Source organism: Streptomyces djakartensis, from assembly GCF_014651075.1.
GTDB classification, from domain to species: Bacteria; Actinomycetota; Actinomycetes; order Streptomycetales; family Streptomycetaceae; genus Streptomyces; species Streptomyces djakartensis.
Window position 1 is genome coordinate 33,169 of sequence record NZ_BMWE01000033.1, and the last position, 21,937, is coordinate 55,105.

The 21,937-nt window shown below is 71.2% G+C and carries 19 protein-coding genes and 2 pseudogenes; 10 read left to right on the forward strand and 11 right to left on the reverse strand.

What is annotated here, in order from left to right:
* Positions 1 to 72: 72 nt before the first annotated feature.
* Positions 73 to 2,202, reverse strand: a complete 2,130-nt coding sequence (locus tag IE212_RS32820; RefSeq protein ID WP_190201639.1) for an ATP-binding protein — start codon at positions 2,200 to 2,202, stop codon at positions 73 to 75.
* Between the two features lie 254 nt (positions 2,203 to 2,456).
* On the opposite strand from IE212_RS32820, the gene gabT reads away from it, so the two are divergent.
* The 3 genes and pseudogenes from gabT (at position 2,457) to IE212_RS32830 (ending at position 4,911) form a co-directional block, all read left to right on the forward strand.
* On the forward strand, positions 2,457 to 3,791 hold the full coding sequence (gene gabT, locus IE212_RS32825) for a 4-aminobutyrate--2-oxoglutarate transaminase (RefSeq protein WP_190201640.1): 1,335 nt from the start codon (positions 2,457 to 2,459) through the stop codon (positions 3,789 to 3,791).
* 110 nt (positions 3,792 to 3,901) lie between these two features.
* Positions 3,902 to 4,124, forward strand: a pseudogene (locus tag IE212_RS35705) (phosphatase PAP2 family protein); the annotation flags it as partial.
* A gap of 91 nt (positions 4,125 to 4,215) precedes the next feature.
* On the forward strand, positions 4,216 to 4,911 hold the full coding sequence (locus IE212_RS32830; RefSeq protein WP_190201641.1) for a phosphatase PAP2 family protein: 696 nt from the start codon (positions 4,216 to 4,218) through the stop codon (positions 4,909 to 4,911).
* A 65-nt stretch (positions 4,912 to 4,976) separates the two neighbouring features.
* On the opposite strand, the gene IE212_RS32835 is transcribed toward IE212_RS32830, so the two are convergent.
* From IE212_RS32835 to IE212_RS32865, 7 genes are all read right to left on the reverse strand, one after another.
* Positions 4,977 to 5,429 (reverse strand): bifunctional DNA primase/polymerase, encoded by a 453-nt coding sequence (locus tag IE212_RS32835; protein ID WP_190201642.1) that lies wholly within the window; start codon positions 5,427 to 5,429, stop codon positions 4,977 to 4,979.
* A 122-nt stretch (positions 5,430 to 5,551) separates the two neighbouring features.
* Positions 5,552 to 6,970: an NAD(P)/FAD-dependent oxidoreductase gene (locus tag IE212_RS32840; protein ID WP_190201643.1), complete on the reverse strand. Its 1,419-nt coding sequence runs from the start codon at positions 6,968 to 6,970 to the stop codon at positions 5,552 to 5,554.
* Between the two features lie 19 nt (positions 6,971 to 6,989).
* On the reverse strand, positions 6,990 to 7,790 hold the full coding sequence (locus IE212_RS32845) for an ABC transporter permease (RefSeq protein WP_190201644.1): 801 nt from the start codon (positions 7,788 to 7,790) through the stop codon (positions 6,990 to 6,992).
* The gene (locus IE212_RS32850; protein WP_190201645.1) at positions 7,791 to 8,720 is read right to left on the reverse strand and encodes an ABC transporter permease; all 930 of its coding nucleotides are present in this window, start codon (positions 8,718 to 8,720) and stop codon (positions 7,791 to 7,793) included.
* Positions 8,720 to 9,865: an ABC transporter ATP-binding protein gene (locus IE212_RS32855; protein ID WP_190201646.1), complete on the reverse strand. Its 1,146-nt coding sequence runs from the start codon at positions 9,863 to 9,865 to the stop codon at positions 8,720 to 8,722. The genes IE212_RS32850 and IE212_RS32855 overlap by 1 nt, the downstream gene beginning before the upstream one ends.
* Before the next feature lie 5 nt (positions 9,866 to 9,870).
* Positions 9,871 to 11,118 carry a polyamine ABC transporter substrate-binding protein gene (locus IE212_RS32860; RefSeq protein ID WP_190201647.1) on the reverse strand — a complete coding sequence of 416 codons (1,248 nt, stop codon included), beginning with the start codon at positions 11,116 to 11,118 and terminating at the stop codon, positions 9,871 to 9,873.
* Positions 11,119 to 11,173: 55 nt separating this feature from the next.
* A complete protein-coding gene (locus IE212_RS32865; protein ID WP_190201648.1) occupies positions 11,174 to 12,709 on the reverse strand; it encodes a gamma-aminobutyraldehyde dehydrogenase in 1,536 nt (511 codons plus the stop codon).
* A gap of 200 nt (positions 12,710 to 12,909) precedes the next feature.
* On the opposite strand from IE212_RS32865, the gene ybiA reads away from it, so the two are divergent.
* A complete protein-coding gene (gene ybiA / locus IE212_RS32870; protein ID WP_190201649.1) occupies positions 12,910 to 13,479 on the forward strand; it encodes a riboflavin biosynthesis intermediates N-glycosidase in 570 nt (189 codons plus the stop codon).
* 45 nt (positions 13,480 to 13,524) lie between these two features.
* Here the strand turns inward: ybiA and IE212_RS32875 are convergent, their stop codons facing one another.
* Together IE212_RS32875 and IE212_RS32880 are read right to left on the reverse strand one after the other, a co-directional pair.
* A complete protein-coding gene (locus tag IE212_RS32875) occupies positions 13,525 to 13,989 on the reverse strand; it encodes a DUF4190 domain-containing protein (protein ID WP_190201650.1) in 465 nt (154 codons plus the stop codon).
* Between the two features lie 68 nt (positions 13,990 to 14,057).
* Entirely contained in the window at positions 14,058 to 14,663 is a 606-nt protein-coding gene (locus IE212_RS32880; protein ID WP_190201651.1) for a DUF4190 domain-containing protein, read from the reverse strand.
* A 241-nt stretch (positions 14,664 to 14,904) separates the two neighbouring features.
* Between IE212_RS32880 and IE212_RS32885 the strand changes: the two genes are divergently transcribed.
* Complete coding sequence (locus tag IE212_RS32885) at positions 14,905 to 15,966, forward strand: adenosine deaminase (protein ID WP_190201652.1); 1,062 nt, start codon at positions 14,905 to 14,907, stop codon at positions 15,964 to 15,966.
* Between the two features lie 5 nt (positions 15,967 to 15,971).
* Positions 15,972 to 16,688, forward strand: coding sequence for a glycerophosphodiester phosphodiesterase (locus IE212_RS32890; protein WP_373301469.1), 717 nt, complete (start codon positions 15,972 to 15,974; stop codon positions 16,686 to 16,688).
* 60 nt (positions 16,689 to 16,748) lie between these two features.
* Here the strand turns inward: IE212_RS32890 and IE212_RS32895 are convergent, their stop codons facing one another.
* A complete protein-coding gene (locus IE212_RS32895) occupies positions 16,749 to 18,188 on the reverse strand; it encodes a gamma-aminobutyraldehyde dehydrogenase (RefSeq protein ID WP_190201653.1) in 1,440 nt (479 codons plus the stop codon).
* A 164-nt stretch (positions 18,189 to 18,352) separates the two neighbouring features.
* On the opposite strand from IE212_RS32895, the gene IE212_RS32900 reads away from it, so the two are divergent.
* From IE212_RS32900 to IE212_RS32915, 4 genes and pseudogenes are all read left to right on the forward strand, one after another.
* The gene (locus tag IE212_RS32900; RefSeq protein WP_190201654.1) at positions 18,353 to 18,868 is read left to right on the forward strand and encodes an Lrp/AsnC family transcriptional regulator; all 516 of its coding nucleotides are present in this window, start codon (positions 18,353 to 18,355) and stop codon (positions 18,866 to 18,868) included.
* A gap of 19 nt (positions 18,869 to 18,887) precedes the next feature.
* A complete protein-coding gene (locus IE212_RS32905) occupies positions 18,888 to 20,249 on the forward strand; it encodes an aspartate aminotransferase family protein (protein ID WP_268250810.1) in 1,362 nt (453 codons plus the stop codon).
* Between the two features lie 225 nt (positions 20,250 to 20,474).
* The gene (locus tag IE212_RS32910; RefSeq protein ID WP_190201655.1) at positions 20,475 to 21,224 is read left to right on the forward strand and encodes an ABC transporter ATP-binding protein; all 750 of its coding nucleotides are present in this window, start codon (positions 20,475 to 20,477) and stop codon (positions 21,222 to 21,224) included.
* A pseudogene (locus tag IE212_RS32915) lies at positions 21,206 to 21,937 on the forward strand (hypothetical protein); the annotation flags it as partial. The gene IE212_RS32910 and the pseudogene IE212_RS32915, both read left to right, overlap by 19 nt.

Here is a 21,937-nt window from a genome sequence, read left to right on the forward strand (position 1 = left end):
CCACGTATGAACGACCTGTAACGATTCTGCCTCACCGTACGGTCCCCGCGAACCCGCACCGGCCGGAATCCGTCAGCCCCGCAGGTCCACCAGCAGCGGCGGCGCGTGCTCGCCCGTCACATCGGTCAGCGACAGCACGGCGTGCCCGGCCGGCACCCCGTGGGCCAGCTCGGAGGCGGACCACCGCTCCCGCTCGACCTGCCGCACGGTCACCGCCCGCGCGGTCGCGTCCTTGCCGGTGATCACGCGGCGCAGCATGTGCACGGCCTTGCCCGCGGGTGTCTCCGCGATGATCTGCCGGTCGGTGACGTCGCGAGCCTCGGTCCACTCCTTGCCCCACACCTCGGCGAAGTCCTGCCCGTCCCACGGGGTGAGCCCCGACAGGGCCATCCGGCAGCCGGTGGCGCCGAGCAGCGGACCGCGCAGCGGCCGGGCGACGTCGTCCAGTGTCCGCAGGGTCAGCACGACACCGGCGTTGCCGGACCGCAGCCGCTGGATGCCGCGGACGGCCTCGGGCGTCACCACCCCGGTCGCGTCGTCGAGCACCAGGCAGGCGAACAGGGACCGGTCCTCACGCACCGCGACACTCGCCGTGAACTGGGCCAACACCAGCCGCGCCAGCATCCGGGAGGCGTCGGCGTGCCCGCGCTCGGGCAGGTCGATCCGCACCCGCACGGGGTGGTCGAGGGCCTTGAGAGTGAAGGGCCGGGTGGTCCCGGAGGTGTCGAAGAAGGAGGCGAAGGCGGGCCGGTCCAGCAACGCCACCCGGTCCGCGAGCACCCCTGCGACATCGCCGGGCTGCCCCATCTGCCGCTCCCGGGCGTCGAGTTCCCGCAGCAGCGACTCCTGCCCGGCGTCGCGCAGCCCCTGCCGCAGGGCGGCGAACGGCTCCGGCGCCCCGTCGAGCAGCTGCCGCAGCTCCGGTACGGACGGAAAACGCCCGTGCACGGCCCGGAACGGTCCGAGCAGCTGGGCCAGGACGGTCGTCGAACGCCTGCTGTCGCTTCCCGGGTGCGGATCGGCGAGATCCCCGACGAGCGCCTCGGCGAGCACGGCCGCGGCCTCGTCCGGGTCGGTGGTCCCGCCGTACAGATCGAGGTCGTACTCGGACTCCTGGTTCCCGATCCGCACGACGACGTCGTACGCGTCGGCCGGCCCGAGCCCCGCCCCGGCGCCCCCGACGACGACCACGGCGGCCCGTCCGGCCAGGGCGTGCAGACAGAGGGACTCGGCGACGGGCCGGACGACGGTGCCGGTCTTGCCGGAGCCGGCGGGGCCGACGGCGACGAGCGAGGTGCCGAGCAGGTCGGGGCCGAGGGCGAGCCCCGCGCCGCGGTAGGCGTACGGGTTGCGGGCGTCGTCCACGGTGGTCCCGAGCCGCACCTGGCCGGTGAGCAGGTCGCGCCGGGCGAGCCGGGCCGGCAGGTCGCGCTCTCCCGAGGGGTGGAGGCAGGCGGCGGCTCCGTCCTTGAGCACGGCACCGCTGAAGGTGGCGAGGCTGTGCCGTCCGGTGCGCACACCCTGCCAGGCGCGCAGGATCCGGGCGTGGTCGACGTCCCGCATCAGTCCGGCGCGCGCCTCGACGGCGAGCCGCTCGGCGGCGTCGACGGCTCCGGCGGCGCGGAGCTCGTTCCACTGGGCCGGGTCGTCCTGCGCGTCCGGCTGCGCCGCCTGGGACTCCGCCCGCCGGAAGCGGGGGGTGACGAAGCGGTGCCACACCTCGCCCCAGCGGCCGAGCCGGGCCACCCCGACCATGATGGCCAGGGCGACGAGCACCTCGTATCCCCGGTACACCATGAAGGTGCCGGTCTCGCCGAGATCGCTGTCGCCACCGCGCCAGGCGTCCGGGACGATCAGGTCGAACGGCACCCACCACCAGTTGCCGAGGTACCCGTTCTGCAGCAGCGACCAGATCAGCCATCCCACCAGGAAGGCGATCAGTGCCCCGCTCAGCAGCTGCCGGGTGGGGATCTCCTCGGGCTCCTCCGCGGGCCGCGGCCGGTGCTCGAACCGCCACACGCCCGGCGCCGCGTCGGGGCGCGGCGCGCGCAGCCAGGCGAGGAAGGCCGACCCGTCCGGCGGCGGCGCCACCGGCACCCGGGGAGGCCCGGGGGGCATCGCGGGCACCTCCGGCGGCCCCGCCGGACGCGGCACGGGATGCGCGTGCGCGCCCCTGGCCTCCTGCGTCCCGTCGCTGTCCATCGCCCTTGCCCCCTGACCAGCCGCTCCGTCCACCATCAGCGAGCCAATCTAACGCCCTCCCCTGGGGAGTTCACCGCTTACACGGCCGGGTCTGTGGGCAGCAGCCCCACGAGGCCGCCATGTCCACCCCGGACAAGGCGCCTCGCCGACAACGCCCACATGGAGCATGCCCACCCCCCTTTCCCCGCCCTAGCCTGCGAGAAAAGAAGCCAGGCGTTCGTTCGTCACCATCCGCACCACCCCAGGAGCCCCGCATGACCGCACTTCCGCAGGAGCGTCGCGTCGTCACCGCCATCCCCGGTCCGAAGTCGCAGGAGCTGCAGGCCCGCCGTACCGCCGCGGTCGCCCGGGGTGTGGGGTCCGTGCTGCCGGTGTTCACGGCTCGTGCGGGTGGCGGGATCATCGAGGACGTCGACGGCAACCGGCTCATCGACTTCGGGTCGGGCATCGCCGTGACCTCCGTCGGGGCCTCCGCCGAGGCCGTCGTCCGGCGGGCGACGGCGCAGCTGGCCGACTTCACCCACACCTGCTTCATGGTCACCCCGTACGAGGGTTACGTCGAGGTCGCCGAGGCGCTCGCCGAGCTGACCCCGGGTGACCACGCCAAGAAGAGCGCGCTGTTCAACTCGGGCGCCGAGGCCGTCGAGAACGCCGTGAAGATCGCGCGGGCGTACACGAAGCGGCAGGCCGTCGTGGTGTTCGACCACGGCTACCACGGGCGCACCAACCTGACGATGGCGCTGACCGCGAAGAACATGCCGTACAAGCACGGCTTCGGTCCGTTCGCGCCCGAGGTGTACCGCGTGCCGGTGGCGTACGGCTACCGCTGGCCGACCGGCGCGGAGAACGCGGGTCCGGAGGCCGCCGCGCAGGCCATCGACCAGATCAGCAAGCAGGTCGGCGCGGAGAACGTCGCCGCGGTCATCATCGAGCCGGTGCTCGGCGAGGGCGGTTTCATCGAACCGGCCAAGGGCTTCCTGCCGGCGATCCGCGAGTTCGCCTCCGAGCACGGCATCGTCTTCGTCGCCGACGAGATCCAGTCCGGCTTCTGCCGTACGGGCCAGTGGTTCGCCTGTGAGGACGAGGGCATCGTCCCCGACCTGATCACGACCGCCAAGGGCATCGCCGGCGGTCTGCCGCTCGCCGCCGTCACCGGGCGGGCCGAGATCATGGACGCCGCGCACGCCGGCGGCCTGGGCGGCACCTACGGCGGCAACCCGGTCGCCTGCGCGGGTGCCCTGGGCGCGATCGAGACCATGAAGGAGCTCGACCTCAACGCCAGGGCCAAGAACATCGAGGCCGTCATGAAGGCGCGTCTGACCGCCATGCAGGACAAGTTCGACATCATCGGCGACGTCCGCGGGCGCGGCGCGATGATCGCCATCGAGCTGGTCAAGGACCGCGGCACCAAGGAGCCGAACCCGGAGGCGACCGCCGCGCTCGCCAAGGCCTGCCACGCCGAGGGCCTGCTGGTCCTGACCTGTGGCACCTACGGCAACGTGCTCCGCTTCCTGCCCCCGCTGGTGATCGGCGAGGACCTGCTGAACGAGGGCCTCGACATCATCGAGCAGGGATTCGCGCGCGTCTGAGGCCGCCGCCGCGTGCGAGCGCAGAGCGTGTGAAGAAGGTGTGCGAGGTGGATGACAGGGGGTCCCGCGGCCTGTCCTCGGCCCCTCCCCCTGCCGTAGGTTCTACCCAGATGAGAGATACACCCCGCCCACAGGGGACTGTGGGTGACATCAGGCCGGGGCCTCCCCAGCTTCGACCTGGTCGTGCCCTCGCGCACACCGGAGCCTTCAGGCTCTGGATCTCCTCACCGATCGGACGGTCGCCCGCCCCAAACCCCCCGGGGCGCGCGACGTTCCGGTCCCTTCGGCCGCCTCGGAACCACCCCCCCTGTTCCGGGGCGGCCGGCCTCCCTCTTCCCTCTTCGGATTCCCTCTCTTCGGACCACCGCACCGGGCAGGCCGTCGCGCCACAGGTCACCTTTGCGCCCGTGCCAAGCTGTGTCCCATGCCGAACCCCGGGAACCAGGATCTCGCCGGCTCCACCGAGCAGGACGCGAGAGCAGCACCCGCGTCCCCCACGCACCCGCGCCCTGTGGCCCTCCTGGTCGGCCTCCCGGCCCTCCTCTTCGCCCTGATCACCTGGCAGGTGGTCGTGGACGGCCCGCTCGTGGCGGCCGACGAGCGCCTCAGCCGCGTCCTGATCGAGCCCGACCGCTTCTCGGAACTCCTCGCCGATCTCGGCAACGTCCAGGTCGCGGTCCCGGTCCTCGCCGCCGCCCTCGGACAGGTCGCGCTGCGGACCCGGCACACGGCCCGCTGGTGGCTGCCCGTCGCCGCCGCGACCGTCCTCATCGCCCTGGTCCCCGCCCTGATCATCCCGCTCAAGGACCTCACGGACCGTCCGGGAACCCCGGCCGTGCCGCCCGGCAACGGCTACTACCCCTCGGGCCACACCGCCACGGCCGCCGTCGCCTACGGCTGCGCGACCCTGCTCCTGCTCTCCCTCCTCCGTACGGCCCTGGCCCGCCGCGCCCTGGTCACCGGCTGCGCCGTCCTCGTACTGGGCACGAGCTTCGGGCTGGTCCGGCGCGGCTACCACTGGCCGCTGGACGTAGTGGCCAGCTGGTGTCTGTGCGCGGTGCTGCTGTCCTCCCTGTGGCTGCTCCTCAGGCGGACGACGGCCCCGGCACCACCGGGGTAGCGGCACGGTCGAGCCCAGGCGGTTCGCCGATGACCCCACACCTGGCGTAGCGACCCTGGCCACACTCAGGGCCTGTCCGGGGCCGGCCCCACCGCCGCCTCGTGCATCGCCAGTTCCAGCAGGGCCGGGTCCGTCAGCGTGCCCGAGCCGTCCGGGGGCACCAGCCAGCGGACGCCGCCGGGTGAGGTACGGCCGGGATACGGCACGACGATCCAGGTGCCGGCGCCCGCCGCGCGGATGCCCGTGCCCAGCCAGCGGGCCGCGGTGCCCGGCGGCACGAAGAAACCCATGCGCGCGTCGCCGAAGTCGACGAGCACGGGGCCCGGCCGGCCGAGGAAGCGGGTGAGCACGTCGAGCGTGGCGTAGCCCAGTCCGCCGGGCAGGATGAGCACGTCCCAGCCGCTCCCGGCCGGCAGCAGCGTGACCCCCAGCGGGTTGCGCTCCCACTCCCGGCGGCAGGCCTCGGGATCGGGCGCGGCGGATGCGAGCCACTCGATCGCCGTGTTCTCCCCTGTCATGGCGAAGCCCCCTTCTTCTCTCTCGTGGACGCCGGTGCGTCACGAGGGAGAAGAGGATCTCCCGCGGCCATTACGCGGGTCCGGGGATCCCGTTGGGGTGAACGGGCTCGCAACCTGCCGATTCAGCTGTCGAAGCCCAGTCCCAGCCGGTCCATGGTGCGCAGCCACAGATTGCGGCGTCCGGCCTGGGCGTCCGCCCGGGCCAGGGACCACTTGGTCAGCGCGATGCCGGTCCAGGCGAAGGGTTCGGGCGGGAAGGGCAGGGGCTTCCTGCGGACCATCTGCAGTTCCGTCCGCTCCGTGCGCTCACCGGACAGCAGGTCCAGCATCACGTCGGCACCGAAGCGGGTGGCGCCGACCCCGAGCCCGGTGTACCCGGCCGCGTAGGTCACCCTGCCCTGGTGGGCGGTGCCGAAGAACGCCGAGAAGCGGGAGCAGGTGTCGATGGCGCCGCCCCAGGCGTGGGAGAAGCGGACGCCCTCCAGCTGCGGGAAGCAGGTGAAGAAGTGCCCGGCGAGCTTGGCGTAGGTCTCGGGCCGGTCGTCGTACTCGGCGCGGACGCGGCCGCCGTAGGGGTAGATCGCGTCATAGCCGCCCCACAGGACGCGGTTGTCGGCGGACAGGCGGAAGTAGTGGAACTGGTTGGCGCTGTCGCCGAGGCCCTGGCGGTTCTTCCAGCCGACGGACGCCAGCTGGTCGGCGGTGAGCGGCTCGGTCATCAGGGCGTAGTCGTAGACCGGGACGGTGTACGGGCGGACCCGTCTGACCAGGCTGGGGAAGATGTTCGTGCCGAGGGCGACCCGGCGGGCGCGGATCCGGCCGTAGGGGGTGCGTACGGCCATGCCCGCGCCGTACGGCTTCAGGGACAGGGCGGGGGTGTGCTCGTAGACCCGCACGCCCAGTTCCCGCGCCGCCCGCTTCAGGCCCCAGGCGAGCTTGGCGGGATGCAGCATGGCGACGCCCCTGCGGTCCCACAGGCCGGCCTGGAAGGTGGGTGAGTTCACCTGTTCCCGTACCTGCTCGGCGTCCAGGTACTCGACGTCCTCGGCCAGGCCCCGGCGGGTCATCTCCTCGTGCCAGTCACGCAGTTCCCAGGCCTGGTAGGGCTCGGTGGCGACGTCGATCTCGCCGGTGCGTTCGAAGTCGCAGTCGATGGAGTGCCGGGCGACCGCGGCCTCGATCTCGTCGAGGTTGCGCGCGCCCAGCTCCTGGAGCTTGTGGATCTCGTCCGGCCAGCGGGTGAGGCCGTTGGGCAGGCCGTGGGTGAGGGAGGCGGCGCAGAAGCCGCCGTTGCGGCCGGAGGCGGCCCAGCCCACCTCGCGGCCCTCCACCAGTACCACGTCCCGTCCCGGGTCGCGTTCCTTGGCGATCAGCGCCGTCCACAGTCCGCTGTAGCCGCCTCCGACGACCAGCAGGTCGCAGGTCTCGGAGGTGGTGAGGGCGGGTTCGGGACGGGGCCGGCAGGGGTCGTCCAGCCAGTACGGGACCGGCTGGGCCTCGGAGAGCGAACGGATCCACTGGTTCATGGCGCTCGGGGCCATGATTTCAACTCCCCACGGGTTATGCCTGCCGTCTGCCGCGGCGGTTTCCGGCCGCCATGGAGACCAGGACGAGCAGTACGGCGACGACGAACATGGTCGTGCCGATGACATTGATCTGAACGGGCGTTCCGCGCTGCGCCGAGCCCCAGACGAACATGGGGAAGGTGACGGTCGAGCCGGCGTTGAAATTGGTGATGATGAAGTCGTCGAAGGACAGGGCGAAGGCGAGCAGCGCGCCCGCCGCGATGCCGGGGGCCGCGATCGGCAGGGTGACCCGGACGAAGGTCTGGAACGGGCCCGCGTACAGGTCCCGTGCCGCCTCCTCCAGTCTGGGGTCCATCGACATCACACGCGCCTTGACGGCCGTGACCACGAAACTCAGGCAGAACATGATGTGCGCGATGAGGATCGTCCAGAAGCCGAGCTGAGCGCCCATGTTGAGGAACAGGGTGAGCAGCGAGGCGGCCATGACGACCTCGGGCATCGCCATCGGCAGGAAGATCAGCGAGTTCACGGCGCCGCGGGCGCGGAAGCGGTAGCGGACCAGCGCGAAGGCGATCAGCGTGCCGAGGACGGTCGCGCCGAGGGTCGCGAGGACGGCGATCTGAAGGCTGACGGACAGCGAGCCGCACAGGTCGGAGACGCCGCACGGGTCCTTCCAGGCGTCCAGGGAGAACCGCTGCCACTCGTAGTTGAAGCGTCCCTTCGGTCTGTTGAAGGAGAACACCGTGACGATGACGTTCGGCAGGAGCAGATAGCCGAGGGTCAGCAGTCCCGCGATGACGACGAGATTTCTCTTGAGCCAGTTGACAAAGGGCATTCAGACCAGATCCTCCGTCCCGGACCTGCGGATGTAGAGGGTGACCATGAGGAGGATGGCCGCCATGAGGATGAAGGAGAGTGCCGCTGCCGTCGGATAGTCGAGCACTCGGAGGAACTGGGTCTGGATGGTGTTTCCGACCATGCGGGTGTCCGTGGAGCCGAGCAGGTCGGCGTTGACGTAGTCGCCGGCCGCGGGGATGAAGGTCAGCAGCGTGCCGGAGACGACACCCGGCATCGACAGCGGGAAGGTGACCTTGCGGAAGGTCGTCCAGGGGCGGGCGTACAGGTCCCCCGCCGCTTCGTGGAGCCGGCCGTCGATGCGCTCGAGTGAGGTGTAGAGCGGCAGGATCATGAACGGCAGGAAGTTGTACGTCAGGCCGCAGATGACCGCCAGCGGGGTGGCCAGCACGCGGTCACCGGCGGTCAGGCCCAGCCAGCTGGTCACGTCCAGGACGTGCAGCGTGTCGAGGGCGCCGACGACCGGGCCGCCGTCCGCGAGGATCGTCTTCCAGGCCAGGGTGCGGATCAGGAAGCTGGTGAAGAACGGCGCGATCACCAGGATCATGATCAGGTTGCGCCAGCGGCCCGCGCGGAAGGCGATGAGGTACGCCAGCGGGTAGCCGAGCAGCAGGCACAGGAGGGTGGCGGTGCCCGCGTAGAGCACCGACCGGACGAACTGCGGCCAGTAGGCGGACAGGGCGTCCCAGTAGGTGGCGAAGTGCCAGGTGACCTTGTAGCCCTCCTCCAAGGAGCCCGTCTGCACGGACGTGGAGGCCTGGTAGATCATCGGCAGCGCGAAGAAGACGAGCAGCCAGAGGATGCCCGGGAGCAGCAGCCAGTACGGCGTCCAGCGGCCCCTGCGTTTCGGGGGCTTCGGCTCGGGCGCTTCTGGCGCGAGCGGCGGTGGCGACTCGGTGAGGGTTGTCATCAGGCCGCCTCTTCCACTCCGGCATCGGCGTCCTGGGCGGCGTCGAGCCCGAAGGTGTGGGCCGGGTTCCAGTGCAGGACGACCTCGGCGCCGGGCACCAGGCGGGGGTCGCGGTCGATGTTCTGGGCGTAGACCTCGAAGTCGGAGCAGACCGGGCTGTCGACGACGTACTGCGTGGAGACGCCGATGAAGCTGGAGTCGGCGATCTTCCCGGTGATGCGGTTGCGGCCCACCGGTATCTCGCCGGCGTCGTCCGCGTGGGTGAGGGAGATCTTCTCCGGGCGGACGCCGACCAGCACCCTGCCGCCGGTGCCGGCGGGCGCCGAACACCGCGATGCGGGCAGGACGAGCTTGCCGCCACCCGCCTTCAGCACGACCTCGTCGCCGTTCTTCGAGTCGACCTCCGCCTCGATGAAGTTGGAGGTGCCGAGGAAGTTGGCGACGAAGGTGGTGCGCGGGTTCTCGTACAGGTCAGCCGGTGAGCCGAGCTGCTCGACGCGGCCCGCGTTCATCACGGCGACCGTGTCGGCCATGGTCATGGCCTCCTCCTGGTCGTGCGTGACGTGGACGAAGGTGATGCCGACCTCGGTCTGGATGCGCTTGAGCTCCAGCTGCATCTGGCGGCGCAGCTTCAGGTCGAGGGCGCCGAGCGGCTCGTCGAGGAGGAGCACCTTGGGGTGGTTGATCAGCGCCCGGGCCACGGCGACGCGCTGCTGCTGGCCGCCGGAGAGCTGGTGCGGCTTCTTGCGGGCCTGCTCGCCGAGCTGGACGAGGTCGAGCATCTCCTCGACCTGCTTCTTCACCGACTTCAGGCCTCGACGGCGCAGGCCGAAGGCGACGTTCTCGAAGATGTTCAGGTGCGGGAAGAGCGCGTAGGACTGGAAGACCGTGTTCACCGGCCGCTTGTACGGCGGGAGCGCGGTCACGTCCTGGTCGCCGAGGTGGACGGTGCCCCGCGTGGGCTCCTCCAGCCCGGCGATCATGCGCAGGGTGGTGGTCTTGCCACAGCCGGAGGCGCCGAGCAGGGCGAAGAAGGAGCCCTGCGGCACGGTCAGGTCGAGCGGGTGGACGGCGGTGAAGGCGCCGTAGGTCTTGGCTATGCCCGTGAGGCGGACGTCGCCGGACGGGTCTGTCTTGTTCGTCATGGTGGTCACGCCCCGGTCAGCTTCGCGAACTTCTCTTCGAACTCGGTCTCTTCCTTCGAGCTCAGCGAGCGGAAGGCGTGCGACTTGGCGGCCATGGCCTTGTCGGGAATGATCAGCGGGTTGTCGGCCGCGTCCTCGTCGATCTTCGCGAGCTCGGCCTTCACCCCGTCGACGGGGCACACGTAGTTGATGTACGCGGCGAGTTCGGCGGCGGGCTTCGGCTCGTAGTAGAAGTCGATGAGCCGCTCGGCGTTCGTCTTGTGCCGGGCCTTGTTGGGGATCAGCAGGTTGTCGGTCGATGTCATGTAGCCGCTGTCCGGTATGAGGAAGTCGATGTCGGGGCTGTCCGCCTTCAGCTGGACGACGTCCCCGGCCCAGGCGACACAGGCCGCGAAGTCGCCGCTGGTCAGGTCGGAGGTGTAGTCGTTGCCGGTGAAGCGGCGGATCTGGCCCTTGTCGACGGCCTTCTGCAGGCGCGCGATGGCGGCGTCGTAGTCGTCGGCGGTGAAGTGCGCCGGGTCCTTGCCCATGTCGAGCAGCGTCATGCCGACGCTGTCGCGCATCTCCGACAGGAAGCCGACGCGCCCCTTGAGCCTGGGGTTGTCCAGCAGGTCGGACACGGACTTCACCTCGACGCCGTCGAGGGCCTTCTTGTTGTACGCGATGACGGTGGAGATGCCCTGCCAGACGTACGAGTAGGCGCGGCCCGGGTCCCAGTCGGGGCTGCGGAACTGGGCCGAGAGATTGGCGTAGGCGTGCGGCAGGTTGCTCGGGTCGAGCTTCTGCGCCCAGCCCAGGCGGATGAGCCGGCCGGCCAGCCAGTCGGTGAGGACGATCAGGTCGCGGCCGGTGTCCTGGCCCGCGGCGAGCTGCGGCTTGATCTTGCCGAAGAACTCGTTGTTGTCGTTGATGTCCTCGGTGTACCTGACCTTGACGCCGGTGCGTTTCGTGAACTGCTCCAGCGTCGGGTGGTGCTTGCCGCTGTCGTCGACGTCCATGTACTCGGTCCAGTTGGAGAAGTTCACCGTCTTCTCCTCGGCCGAGTGGTCCTCTGCCGGGACGCCGCCCTGCGACCGGCCGGCCGCCGGGATGCCGCAGGCGCTCAGCGTCCCGAGTCCGCCGGCGGCGAGCGCCCCGCCCGCGGAGGCGCGCAGCAGGGACCGCCGGGTGAGGGCGGCCCTGCCGTTGTTGAAACTGCGCCGCATGGCGGCCACCTGGGCCGCGGAGAGGCGGTCGGGCTCGTACTGCTCCATGCGCGTGGTGCCCTTCTCGAGGGTGGGCGGCCGCTGGTCGGGCGGCCTGATCCGGCTATCGGTCCCCGAAGACGGTGCGGTGCCAGTCCTTCGCGGCCACCGCGGTGTTGTCGAACATGACGTGCTTGATCTGGGTGTACTCCTCGAACGAGTACGCGGACATGTCCTTGCCGAAGCCGGAGGACTTGTAGCCGCCGTGCGGCATCTCGCTGATGATCGGGATGTGGTCGTTGACCCACACACAGCCCGCCTTGATCTCCCGGGTGGCCCGGTTCGCCCGGTACACGTCCCGGCTCCAGGCGGAGGCGGCGAGGCCGTACGGGGTGTCGTTGGCCAGCGCGAGACCCTCGTCGTCGGTGTTGAAGGGCAGCACGACCAGGACCGGCCCGAAGATCTCCGACTGGACGACCTCGCTGTCCTGGGCGGCGTCGGCGATGAGCGTGGGCCGGTAGTAGGCGCCCTTGGCGAGCTCGCCTCCCGGTGCCTCGCCGCCGGTGACCACGCGCGCGTAGGAACGCGCCCGGTCGACGAAACCGGCGACCCGGTCGCGCTGGACGCGCGAGATCAGCGGCCCGAGGTCGGTGCCCGCCGCGAAGGGGTCGCCGAGCCGGACGCTCTCCATGAGTGCGGCGGTCCGTGCGAGGAATTCCTCGTAGAGCGGCCGCTGCACGTACGCGCGGGTGGCGGCCGTGCAGTCCTGCCCGGTGTTGATGAGCGCGCCGGCGACCGCGCCGTGGGCGGCGGCCTCGAGGTCGGCGTCGTCGAAGACCACGAAGGGCGCCTTGCCGCCGAGCTCCAGGTGGAGCCGCTTGACGGTGGCGGTGGCGATCTCCGCGACGCGTTTGCCGACGGCGGTGGAGCCGGTGAAGGAGGTCATGGCCACGTCGGGGTGGCCGACGAGGTGCTCACCGGCCTCCCTGCCGGTGCCGGTGACGATGTTGATGACACCGTCCGGGATCCCGGCGTCCGTGGCCGCCTGGGCGAAGAGCAGCGAGGTCAGCGGGGTGAGCTCGGCGGGTTTCAGGACGATCGTGTTGCCCGCCGCGATCGCCGGGAGGATCTTCCAGGCGGCCATCTGGAGGGGGTAGTTCCAGGGGGCGATGGACCCGACGACGCCGATGGGCTCGCGCCGGAGGTACGAGGTGTGGTCCCCGGAGTACTCACCGGCGGACTGCCCTTGCAAGTGCCGTGCGGCACCGGCGAAGAAGGCGGTGTTGTCGATGGTGCCCGGTACGTCGAACTCACGGGACAGCTTCAGCGGCTTGCCGCACTGGAGCGACTCGGCGCGGGCGAAGTCCTCGGCCCGGTCGGCGAGCACCGCGGCGAACCGGTGCAGGGCGTCGGAACGCTCGCCGGGGGTGGTCGCCGCCCAGCCCGGGAAGGCCGCGCGGGCGGCCGCCACGGCCCGGTCCACGTCGGCCGTGCCCGCCAGCTCGTAGGTGAGGACCTCCTCGCCGGACGCCGGGTCGACGACCGCGTGCGTACGGCCGGAGGTGCCCCTGGTCGGACGGCCCGCGATGAACTGCGCGCCCTCCGCGAAGCGCTCCTGGGCCGGGAATCGGTCCGGGGTGGCGTTGCCCGGGTTGTGCATGTCGCTCTCCTCCGTGTCCCCGTGACGGGGCCGGCGTGGCTCAGGCTCGATTTGAGTGCCGATCCTGACAGAGGTATGCCACTCCAACAAGGGATTCCGTTGTTGATTTTTGGTTACGCGACGGAATCTGTCGACCAGGTGTCGAGTCAGCCGCGAAAAGGCAGGACGCTGTGTCAGTGGTGCCTGCCAGACTCGCGTGCATGGAGAAGACCACGGGGGCGATCGGGTCCCGCTCTGCCCTGATCAGGGCGGACCGGGCCGGCGCGAAGATCAGGTATCTGCACTTCTGGGGGCACCGGCCGCGACCGGACGGCCGGATCGGGGCGAGCTGTCTGAGCCAGTGGTGGCCGGCGCCGTTCTCGGTGGACGGCGTGGAGTACGCGACGGCCGAGCACTGGATGATGGCCGGCAAGGCCAGACTGTTCGAGGACCCGGTGGCGGAGCGTGCCGTGCTGGCCGCGGCGCATCCCGCCGAGGCCAAGCGGGCCGGGCGGCTGGTGCGCGGTTTCGACGAGGAGATCTGGGAGCGCGAGCGGTTCCGGATCGTCGTGGAGGGCAGCGTCCACAAGTTCGCCGCGCATCCGGAGCTGCGGGGGTTCCTGCTGAGCACCGGTGACCGGGTGCTGGTCGAGGCCAGTCCCGTGGACCGGGTGTGGGGCATCGGGCTGGCCGCGGACGACGAGGCGGCGTCGGATCCGGCGCGGTGGCGGGGGCCCAACCTGCTGGGGTTCGCGCTGATGGAGGCGCGGGAGCGGCTGCGCCGGGCATGAGAGAGGGGCCGGTCGCCGGACCAGCCCCTCGCCACGGGTCCTCGTTCAGGAAGCCGCGCCCATCCCGCCCATGATGCTGGCGAAGAGCAGGAAACCCAGCAGCGGCAGGATCACCGTGGCGATGATCCCGCAGACCAGGCCGGCGGTCGCCGCGCCCTTGTTGGTGGCCTCGCCGCGGGTGGCCCTGCCGCGGCCGATCGCGCCGAAGATGATCGCGAGGATGCCCAGGATCACGCCGAAGAACCACAGCAGGAAGGTCACGCTGCACACCACGCCGATGATGCCCAGCACCAGTCCCGTGGTTCCCATGCCGTTGTTCGGCTGCGCGGGCATCGCGTACCCGGGGCCCTGCGGGTAGCCCGCGGGCGGCGCGGCCGGGTAGCCCGTGCCGCCCTGCGGGTAGCCGTAGCCCGGGCCGGACTGCTGCGGGTAGCCGTAGCCGGGGGCCGGCTGCTGCGGGGGCTGGGACGGCGGCCCGAAACCACCGGGCGTGGGGTTGGTGTTGGACATGGACGGTCTCCCCTCGTTGTCAGACCAGGGCATCGTAGTGGCCAAGTCCGTTGCGAGGGGCGGCTGTTTCAGTGGTGGGACGGTGCGGTGACGGCGGGGCCCCGGGCCCCGTAGTACGGATCGTCGTCGGACCGGTCGCTGTTGATCGCGGCCGTGATGCCGACGGCGATCAGGACGATCACCGCGATGCCGAGGATGATCCCGATGATGCCCATGATCAGACCGGCCTGGGCCTGACCGTGGTTGGTGGCCACGCCCGCGTCGGCGCGCTTGCGGCCCTTGATGCCGAAGACGACGGCGAGGATGCCGGTGACCAGGGAGACCACGCCGTACAGGCAGAACAGGGTGCAGGAGACGATGCCGAGCACCATGGCGGCGATGCCCATGCCGTTCTGCGGGGCCGGCGGCATGCCGGGCCACCCGTAGCCGCCTTGCGGGTAACCGGGGTAGCCGTAGCCGCCGGTCGTTGCGGGACCGGTGGGGGCGACGGGCGGGGGCGGGACGGCGCCGGTGTCCGCGGGCGGGGTGAAGCCCGCGCCCGGCATCGAGGTGACCGTGGCCTGATCATGGACGGACGGCGGCTGCTGCGTCTGGCCCTTCTCGAGCGAGGGCTTGCTCTCCGGAGGCGCCCACGGGTCATGGCCCCCGCCGTCTGGTTGTGTCGCGTCCGTCATGATGCATCCCCCCTGGGTCGATCGTGCCGCCATGCTACGGGGCCGCCCGTCGGGTACCCCAGCGCGGGTGGGTGCGTGGGCCGGCCGCATCCCGCGGCGGAAGCCGCCTCCGATACAGTCCCGCGCCCCTGGAAGGGGGCGCCGCGCCACGGCCTACGATGAGTCCGCGTCACCGATCAGCCGATCACCCGCGCCCCGCCCGCCCTCACGCCGGCCGGGGCGCCGTTCCGGGGAGGAACCCTTGACCGAGCACCTCGTCGACCCCCACGCCTCACGCGATCTGAAGGCCTTCATCGCCGGACTGCCCAAGGCCGAACTGCATGTGCACCACGTGGGATCCGCCTCCCCCCGGATCGTCTCCGAACTCGCCGCCCGCCACCCCGACTCCAGGGTCCCGACCGATCCCGCCGCCCTGGTCGACTACTTCACCTTCACCGACTTCGCCCACTTCATCGAGGTGTACCTGTCGGTCGTCGACCTGATCCGCACCCCGGAGGACGTCCGGCTGCTCACCTACGAGGTGGCCCGTGACCTGGCCCGGCAGCAGGTGCGGTACGCCGAGCTGACCATCACGCCGTTCTCGTCCACCCGCCGCGGTATCGACGAGCGTGCCTTCATGGACGCGATAGAGGACGCCCGCAAGTCGGCCGAGGCCGAGTTCGGGACCGTGCTGCGCTGGTGCTTCGACATCCCCGGCGAGGCGGGCCTGGAGTCGGCGGAGGAGACGGTCCGGCTCGCCACCGACGACCGGCTGCGTCCGGAGGGCCTGGTCTCCTTCGGCCTCGGCGGGCCCGAGGTCGGCGTGCCCCGGCCGCAGTTCAAGCCGTACTTCGACCGGGCGATCGCGGCCGGCCTGCACTCGGTGCCGCACGCCGGCGAGACCACCGGCCCCCAGACCGTGTGGGACGCCCTCACGCATCTGCGGGCCGAGCGCATCGGGCACGGCACCAGCTCCGCGCGGGACCCGAAGCTCCTCGCGCACCTCGCCGAGCACCGGATCCCGCTCGAGGTGTGCCCGACCTCCAACATCGCCACGCGCGCCGTGACCACGCTCGACGAACACCCGATCAAGGAGTTCGTGCAGGCGGGGGTCATCGTCACGATCAACTCCGACGACCCGCCCATGTTCGGCACCGACCTCGACAACGAGTACGCGGTGGCGGCCCGGCTGCTCGGCCTCGACGAGCGAGGGCTGGCCGACCTGGCGAAGAACGCCGTCGACGTGTCCTTCCTCGACCCGGCCGGCAAGGCCGGGATCAAGGGCGAGATCGACACGTACACCGCGGCGTGGCTCGACCGGTGAAGCGCGTGCCGATCGCCGTGGCCCACCGGGGCGACCCCTACCGCGTCCGCGAGAACACCGTCGCCTCGCTGCGCTCCGCGCTCGACCGGGGTGCGGACGCGGTGGAGATCGACGTACGGCTCACCCGGGACGGCGTGCCGGTGCTGCTGCACGACGAGACGCTGAAGCGGCTGTGGGAGCACGAGCGGCCGGTGCGCGCGCTGTCCTGGGAGGAGGTGCGCGGGCTGACCGGCGGCGGGGTGCCGACACTGGCGGAGGCGCTGGCGACGACCGACGGGCACCGGGTGATGATCGACCTGCCCGGCTCACCCGACGTGCGGGCGGTACGCCGGGTCATGGGGGTCGTGCGGGAGGCCGGGGCGGCGGACCGCGTCTACTACTGCGCGGGCGCCGACGCCATGCTCGCCGTGCGCGCGGCGGACCCGGACGCCGAGATCGCCCTGACCTGGACGACCCTGGCCCCGCCCCGGCCCGTCCTGCTGGAGGCGGTCCGCCCGCGCTGGCTCAACTACCGCTTCGGCCTGGTGGACCGGCTTCTCGCCGAGCGCGTCCACGGCGACGGCTGTCTGCTGTCCGTCTGGACGCCCGACACCCGCCGCTCCATGCGGCGGCTCCTCGAAGCGGGGGTCGACTCGATCACGACCAACCGCATCGACGTGCTGTGCGCCGTACGCGCGGGCGCGGCGGCGCCGGGCCGGCCGGGGGCACCGGCCAGGCCGTAGCGGATGACGGCCCCGGGCGCTGCTGCCGCCCGGGGGCCGGTGACAACCGAAGGGGACGACCTACGCGTCCAGCGACGTCATCACGTGCTTGATCCGCGTGTAGTCGTCGAAGCCGTACGCCGACAGGTCCTTGCCGTAGCCGGACTTCTTGAAGCCGCCGTGCGGCATCTCGGCGACCAGCGGGATGTGGGTGTTGATCCACACACAGCCGAAGTCGAGCTTCTTGGACATCCGCATGGCGCGGCCGTGGTCCTTGGTCCACACGGACGAGGCGAGGGCGTACTCGACGCCGTTGGCCCACTCCACCGCCTGGTCCTCGTCGCGGAAGGACTGGACGGTGATGACCGGGCCGAAGACCTCCTTCTGGATGATCTCGTCGTCCTGCTTCAGGCCCGAGACGACGGTCGGCGCGTAGAAGTAGCCCTTGTCGCCGACCCGCTTGCCGCCGGCCTCCACGCGCGCGTGCGCCGGCAGCCGCTCGATGAACCCCTCGACCTGGGCGAGCTGGTTGGGGTTGTTCAGCGGCCCGTACAGCACGTCCTCGTCGTCCGGCTGCCCGGTCTTCGTGTCGGCGGCGGCCTTGGCCAGCGCGGAGACGAACTCGTCGTGGATGGACTCGTGGACCAGCACGCGCGTGGCGGCCGTGCAGTCCTGGCCGGCGTTGAAGTAGCCCGCGACGGAGATGTCCTCCACGGCCTTGGCGATGTCGGTGTCCTCGAAGACCACGACCGGGGCCTTGCCGCCCAGTTCCAGGTGGACGCGCTTGACGTCCTTGGACGCGGACTCGGCGACCTGCATGCCGGCGCGCACCGAACCGGTGATGGAGGCCATCGCCGGGACCGGGTGCTCGACCATCATGCGGCCGGTCTCACGGTCACCGCAGATGACGTTGAAGACGCCCTTGGGGACGATCGAGCCGATGATCTCGGCGATGAGGACAGTTGAGGCCGGGGTGGTGTCGGACGGCTTCAGGACGACGGTGTTGCCCGCCGCCAGCGCCGGGGCGAACTTCCACACGGCCATCATCATCGGGTAGTTCCACGGCGCGACCTGGGCGCAGACGCCGACCGGCTCGCGGCGCACGATGGAGGTCAGGCCCTCCATGTACTCACCGGCCGAGCGGCCCTCGAGCATCCGCGCCGCACCCGCGAAGAAGCGGATCTGGTCGACCATCGGCGGGATCTCCTCGGAGCGGGTCAGCCCGACGGGCTTGCCCGTGTTCTCCACCTCGGCCGCGATCAGTTCCTCGGCGCGCTCCTCGAAGGCGTCCGCGATCTTCAGCAGGGCCTTCTGGCGTTCGGCGGGCGTGGTGTCGCGCCAGCCGGGAAAGGCCTCGGCGGCCGCCGCCATCGCGGCGTCCACGTCCGCCTGCCCGGACAGCGGAGCGGTCGCGTACGCCTCGCCCGTCGCGGGATTGACCACCTCGGTGGTCCGTCCGTCGGCGGCGTCCCGGAACTCACCGCCGATGTAGTTGCGCAGACGACGCAGCTCGGTGCTCACTGCCGGCCCTCCAGTTGGGGTGTCCAGTACTTGAGACACCCACCCTAGTCGGCTGCCCCACGTTTTCAACACCCCCGCCACCTTCGATCGTGCGGAATCCGCAGTTGTGAGGGATGCAAACAACGGATTTCATCGATCAGACCTTGCGGAAGTGTCGATCCCTCGTGCACAGTGACCCCGTGGCCAGTCGAAGCGCAGACCAGAGGGACTCCCGCGAGTCCAGGAACGGCGGTCCCCACCTGGACGCCGTCTCCCTCGCCATCATCGAACAGCTCCAGGAGGACGGCCGCCGGCCCTACGCCGCCATCGGCAAGGCGGTCGGCCTCTCCGAGGCGGCCGTGCGCCAGCGCGTCCAGAAGCTGCTCGACCAGGGCGTGATGCAGATCGTCGCCGTCACGGACCCGCTCACCGTGGGCTTCCGCAGACAGGCGATGGTCGGCGTCAACGTCGAGGGTGACGTGGAGTCGGTCGCGGACGCGCTGTCGGCCATGTCCGAGTGCGAGTACGTGGTGATGACCGCTGGTTCCTTCGACCTGATGGTGGAGATCGTCTGCGAGGACGACGACCACCTCCTGGAGGTCATCAACAAACGCATCCGGGCCGTCCCCGGAGTGCGCTCCACCGAGAGCTTCGTCTACCTCAAGCTCAAGAAGCAGACCTACATGTGGGGAACCCGATAACCGTGAGGACCCGATAGCCGTGAGCAAGGACCTCTCCCAGTCCGCGTACGACCACCTGTGGATGCACTTCACGCGCATGTCGTCGTACGAGAAGGCCCCCGTCCCCACCATCGTCCGGGGCGAGGGCACCTACATCTACGACGACCGGGGCAAGCGCTACCTCGACGGTCTCGCCGGTCTGTTCGTCGTGCAGGCCGGGCACGGCCGGGTCGAACTCGCCGAGACCGCCTTCAAGCAGGCGCAGGAGCTGGCGTTCTTCCCCGTGTGGTCCTATGCCCACCCCAAGGCCGTCGAGCTGGCCGAGCGCCTCGCCGGCCATGCCCCGGGCGACCTGAACAAGGTCTTCTTCACCACCGGCGGCGGCGAGGCGGTGGAGACCGCCTGGAAGCTCGCCAAGCAGTACTTCAAGCTGGTCGGCAAGCCCACCAAGCACAAGGTGATCTCCCGCGCGGTCGCCTACCACGGCACCCCGCAGGGCGCCCTGTCCATCACCGGCCTGCCGGGCCTGAAGGCCCCGTTCGAGCCGCTGGTGCCGGGCGCGCACAAGGTCCCCAACACCAACATCTACCGCGCGCCGATCTTCGGCGACGACCCGGAGGCCTTCGGCCGCTGGGCCGCCGACCAGATAGAGCAGCAGATCCTCTTCGAGGGCCCGGACACGGTCGCCGCGGTGTTCCTCGAGCCGGTGCAGAACGCGGGCGGCTGCTTCCCGCCCCCGCCCGGCTACTTCCAGCGGGTCCGCGAGATCTGCGACCGGTACGACGTGCTGCTCGTCTCGGACGAGGTCATCTGCGCCTTCGGCCGGCTGGGCACGGTCTTCGCCTGCGACAAGTTCGGCTACGTCCCGGACATGATCACCTGCGCCAAGGGCATGACCTCGGGCTACTCCCCGATCGGCGCGTGCATCGTCTCCGACCGCCTCGCCGAGCCGTTCTACAAGGGCGACAACACCTTCCTGCACGGCTACACCTTCGGCGGCCACCCGGTCTCCGCGGCCGTGGGCCTCGCCAACCTCGACCTGTTCGAACGCGAGAACCTCAACCAGCACGTCCTGGACAACGAGGGCGCGTTCCGCTCCACCCTGGAGAAGCTGCACGACCTGCCGATCGTCGGCGACGTCCGCGGCAACGGCTTCTTCTACGGCATCGAGCTCGTCAAGGACAAGGCCACCAAGGAGTCCTTCGACGCGGACGAGACCGAGCGGATCCTGTACGGCTTCCTCTCCAGGAAGCTGTACGACAACGGCCTGTACTGCCGGGCCGACGACCGGGGCGACCCGGTCGTCCAGCTCGGCCCGCCGCTGATCTCGGACCAGTCGACGTTCGACGAGATCGAGCAGATCCTGCGGGCCACGCTCTCGGAGGCGTGGACGAAGCTCTGATCGTCGTTCTGGATGATCAATACCGGCCCCGGTGCCGCCCGTTCGAGTGAGAAACGGCGGCCCGGGGCCGCGTGCTGTCCGGCCCCGCGCGGTCGATCTGCCTAGCGTGCGCACACGCCACGCACCGCACGCGTGAGCCGGGACCGTGACCCCCGGTCGGCGCCCTCGTTCCGCCGTACGGGGGACACACCACAGCATTTGACGAACTGAACCGAGGTGTACGCCATGGACGCCCCGCCGGACAACGACGTGCTCTGGGCACGCGCCCTGCACTTCCAGCACGAGGACGGATCCCCCGCGCTCAGTGGTGTCTCGCTCGGCGTCCGGGAGAGCGAGATCCTCGCCGTCAGCGGCCCGCGCGGCAGCGGCAAGACGACCCTGCTGCGCTGTCTGTCCGGCCTGGTGCCCGTCCGGCGCGGCGAGGTCTGGTTCAACAGCGTGCCCGTGCACACCATGGGACCCCTCACCCGGGAGCGGCTGCGCCGCGACCGCTTCGGCTGGATCGACCCGGTCCCCACGCTGGTCCCGGAACTCAACGCCTGGGAGAACACCGCCCTGCCGCTGATGCTGCGCGGCACCAGCCGGCGCCGCGCCAAGACGGCGGCCCTGGAGTGGCTGGAGCGCCTGGACATCGGCTCAAGCGCCCGCAAGCGCCCGCACCAGCTGATGCAGGCGGAGCGGCAGCGGGTCTGCATCGCCCGCGCCCTCGCCCCCGCCCCGTCGGTGCTGTTCGCCGACGAACCCACCGCACCACTGCACCGTGCCGACCGCACCCATGCACTGCGCACCCTCACCACGGCGGCCCGCTCGCACGGCATCACGGTGGTCCTGGCCACCCACGACCCGGAGACCGCGGCGCTCGCCGACCGTACGGTCTTCCTGCTCGACGGGCGGCGCGTGCAGACGGTGCACCTGCCTCCGGTCACCGAGACCGCCGAGCCGGAAGGCCGGGCCGCGTGCTCGCTCTCCGTCTGACCCGCGGCGCCCACCCCGCCGTGCAACTGCGCCGCCTCCTGGTCGCGGTCGCCTCGGCGGGGACGGGCTTCCTGTTGCTCTGCGCCCTGGGCTACGCACTCGGCCACCCCGGCTCCCCGGGCGCCGCCCTGCCGCGCCTGGCCTGGTGTGCGGCGCCCCTGGCCGCCACGGTGTACTTCGCGGTCGCCGTGGCCCGCACCGACCCCGGCACCAAGCCCCGCGCCGGCCTCTCGGCGATCGGCCTGGGCCCGCTGCGCCTCATGGCCGTCTCGGCGACGACGACGGCCCTGTCCTGCACCCTGGGCTCGATGCTGGCCCTGCTGGTCTTCCTGCACCTGCGGGGCGATCTGACCGGGATGCCCTTCGACGGCGCCGGGGCCGACTTCCTCGCCCCGGACCAGCCGCTGCCGCTGCCCGGGGCTCTGACGCTGCTCGCGCTCGTGCCCGCGGGAGCGTCGGTCGCGGCGGCCCTGACGCTTCGGCCGGGGGAGCCGGAACCGGCGCCGCCCCGGGCGAGCCGGACGTACGGCCGTCTCGGCGGGTTCCGGCGCACGAGTGGGCTCGAGACGTTCGGGACGTACGGCCGTTTCGGGCGGCAGATCGTCCGGGCGGCGCCCGGGACGGCCGATCCGGCCGGGCCCGGCGGGCAGCACGGCACGCCTCCGCAGGCGCGGACCGGCGCGGCCGCTGCGGCGGCGGTCACCGGCTCGGCC

What these genes read in the sequence shown, in the direction of transcription:
- IE212_RS32820 (WP_190201639.1), bottom strand. Translation starts at nt 2,202, where the DNA reads ATGGACAGCGACGGGACGCAGGAGGCCAGGGGCGCGCACGCGCATCCC.
- gabT (WP_190201640.1), top strand. Translation starts at nt 2,457, where the DNA reads ATGACCGCACTTCCGCAGGAGCGTCGCGTCGTCACCGCCATCCCCGGT.
- IE212_RS32830 (WP_190201641.1), top strand. Translation starts at nt 4,216, where the DNA reads ATGCCGAACCCCGGGAACCAGGATCTCGCCGGCTCCACCGAGCAGGAC.
- IE212_RS32835 (WP_190201642.1), bottom strand. Translation starts at nt 5,429, where the DNA reads ATGACAGGGGAGAACACGGCGATCGAGTGGCTCGCATCCGCCGCGCCC.
- IE212_RS32840 (WP_190201643.1), bottom strand. Translation starts at nt 6,970, where the DNA reads ATGGCCCCGAGCGCCATGAACCAGTGGATCCGTTCGCTCTCCGAGGCC.
- IE212_RS32845 (WP_190201644.1), bottom strand. Translation starts at nt 7,790, where the DNA reads ATGCCCTTTGTCAACTGGCTCAAGAGAAATCTCGTCGTCATCGCGGGA.
- IE212_RS32850 (WP_190201645.1), bottom strand. Translation starts at nt 8,720, where the DNA reads ATGACAACCCTCACCGAGTCGCCACCGCCGCTCGCGCCAGAAGCGCCC.
- IE212_RS32855 (WP_190201646.1), bottom strand. Translation starts at nt 9,865, where the DNA reads ATGACGAACAAGACAGACCCGTCCGGCGACGTCCGCCTCACGGGCATA.
- IE212_RS32860 (WP_190201647.1), bottom strand. Translation starts at nt 11,118, where the DNA reads ATGGAGCAGTACGAGCCCGACCGCCTCTCCGCGGCCCAGGTGGCCGCC.
- IE212_RS32865 (WP_190201648.1), bottom strand. Translation starts at nt 12,709, where the DNA reads ATGCACAACCCGGGCAACGCCACCCCGGACCGATTCCCGGCCCAGGAG.
- ybiA (WP_190201649.1), top strand. Translation starts at nt 12,910, where the DNA reads ATGGAGAAGACCACGGGGGCGATCGGGTCCCGCTCTGCCCTGATCAGG.
- IE212_RS32875 (WP_190201650.1), bottom strand. Translation starts at nt 13,989, where the DNA reads ATGTCCAACACCAACCCCACGCCCGGTGGTTTCGGGCCGCCGTCCCAG.
- IE212_RS32880 (WP_190201651.1), bottom strand. Translation starts at nt 14,663, where the DNA reads ATGACGGACGCGACACAACCAGACGGCGGGGGCCATGACCCGTGGGCG.
- IE212_RS32910 (WP_190201655.1), top strand. Translation starts at nt 20,475, where the DNA reads ATGGACGCCCCGCCGGACAACGACGTGCTCTGGGCACGCGCCCTGCAC.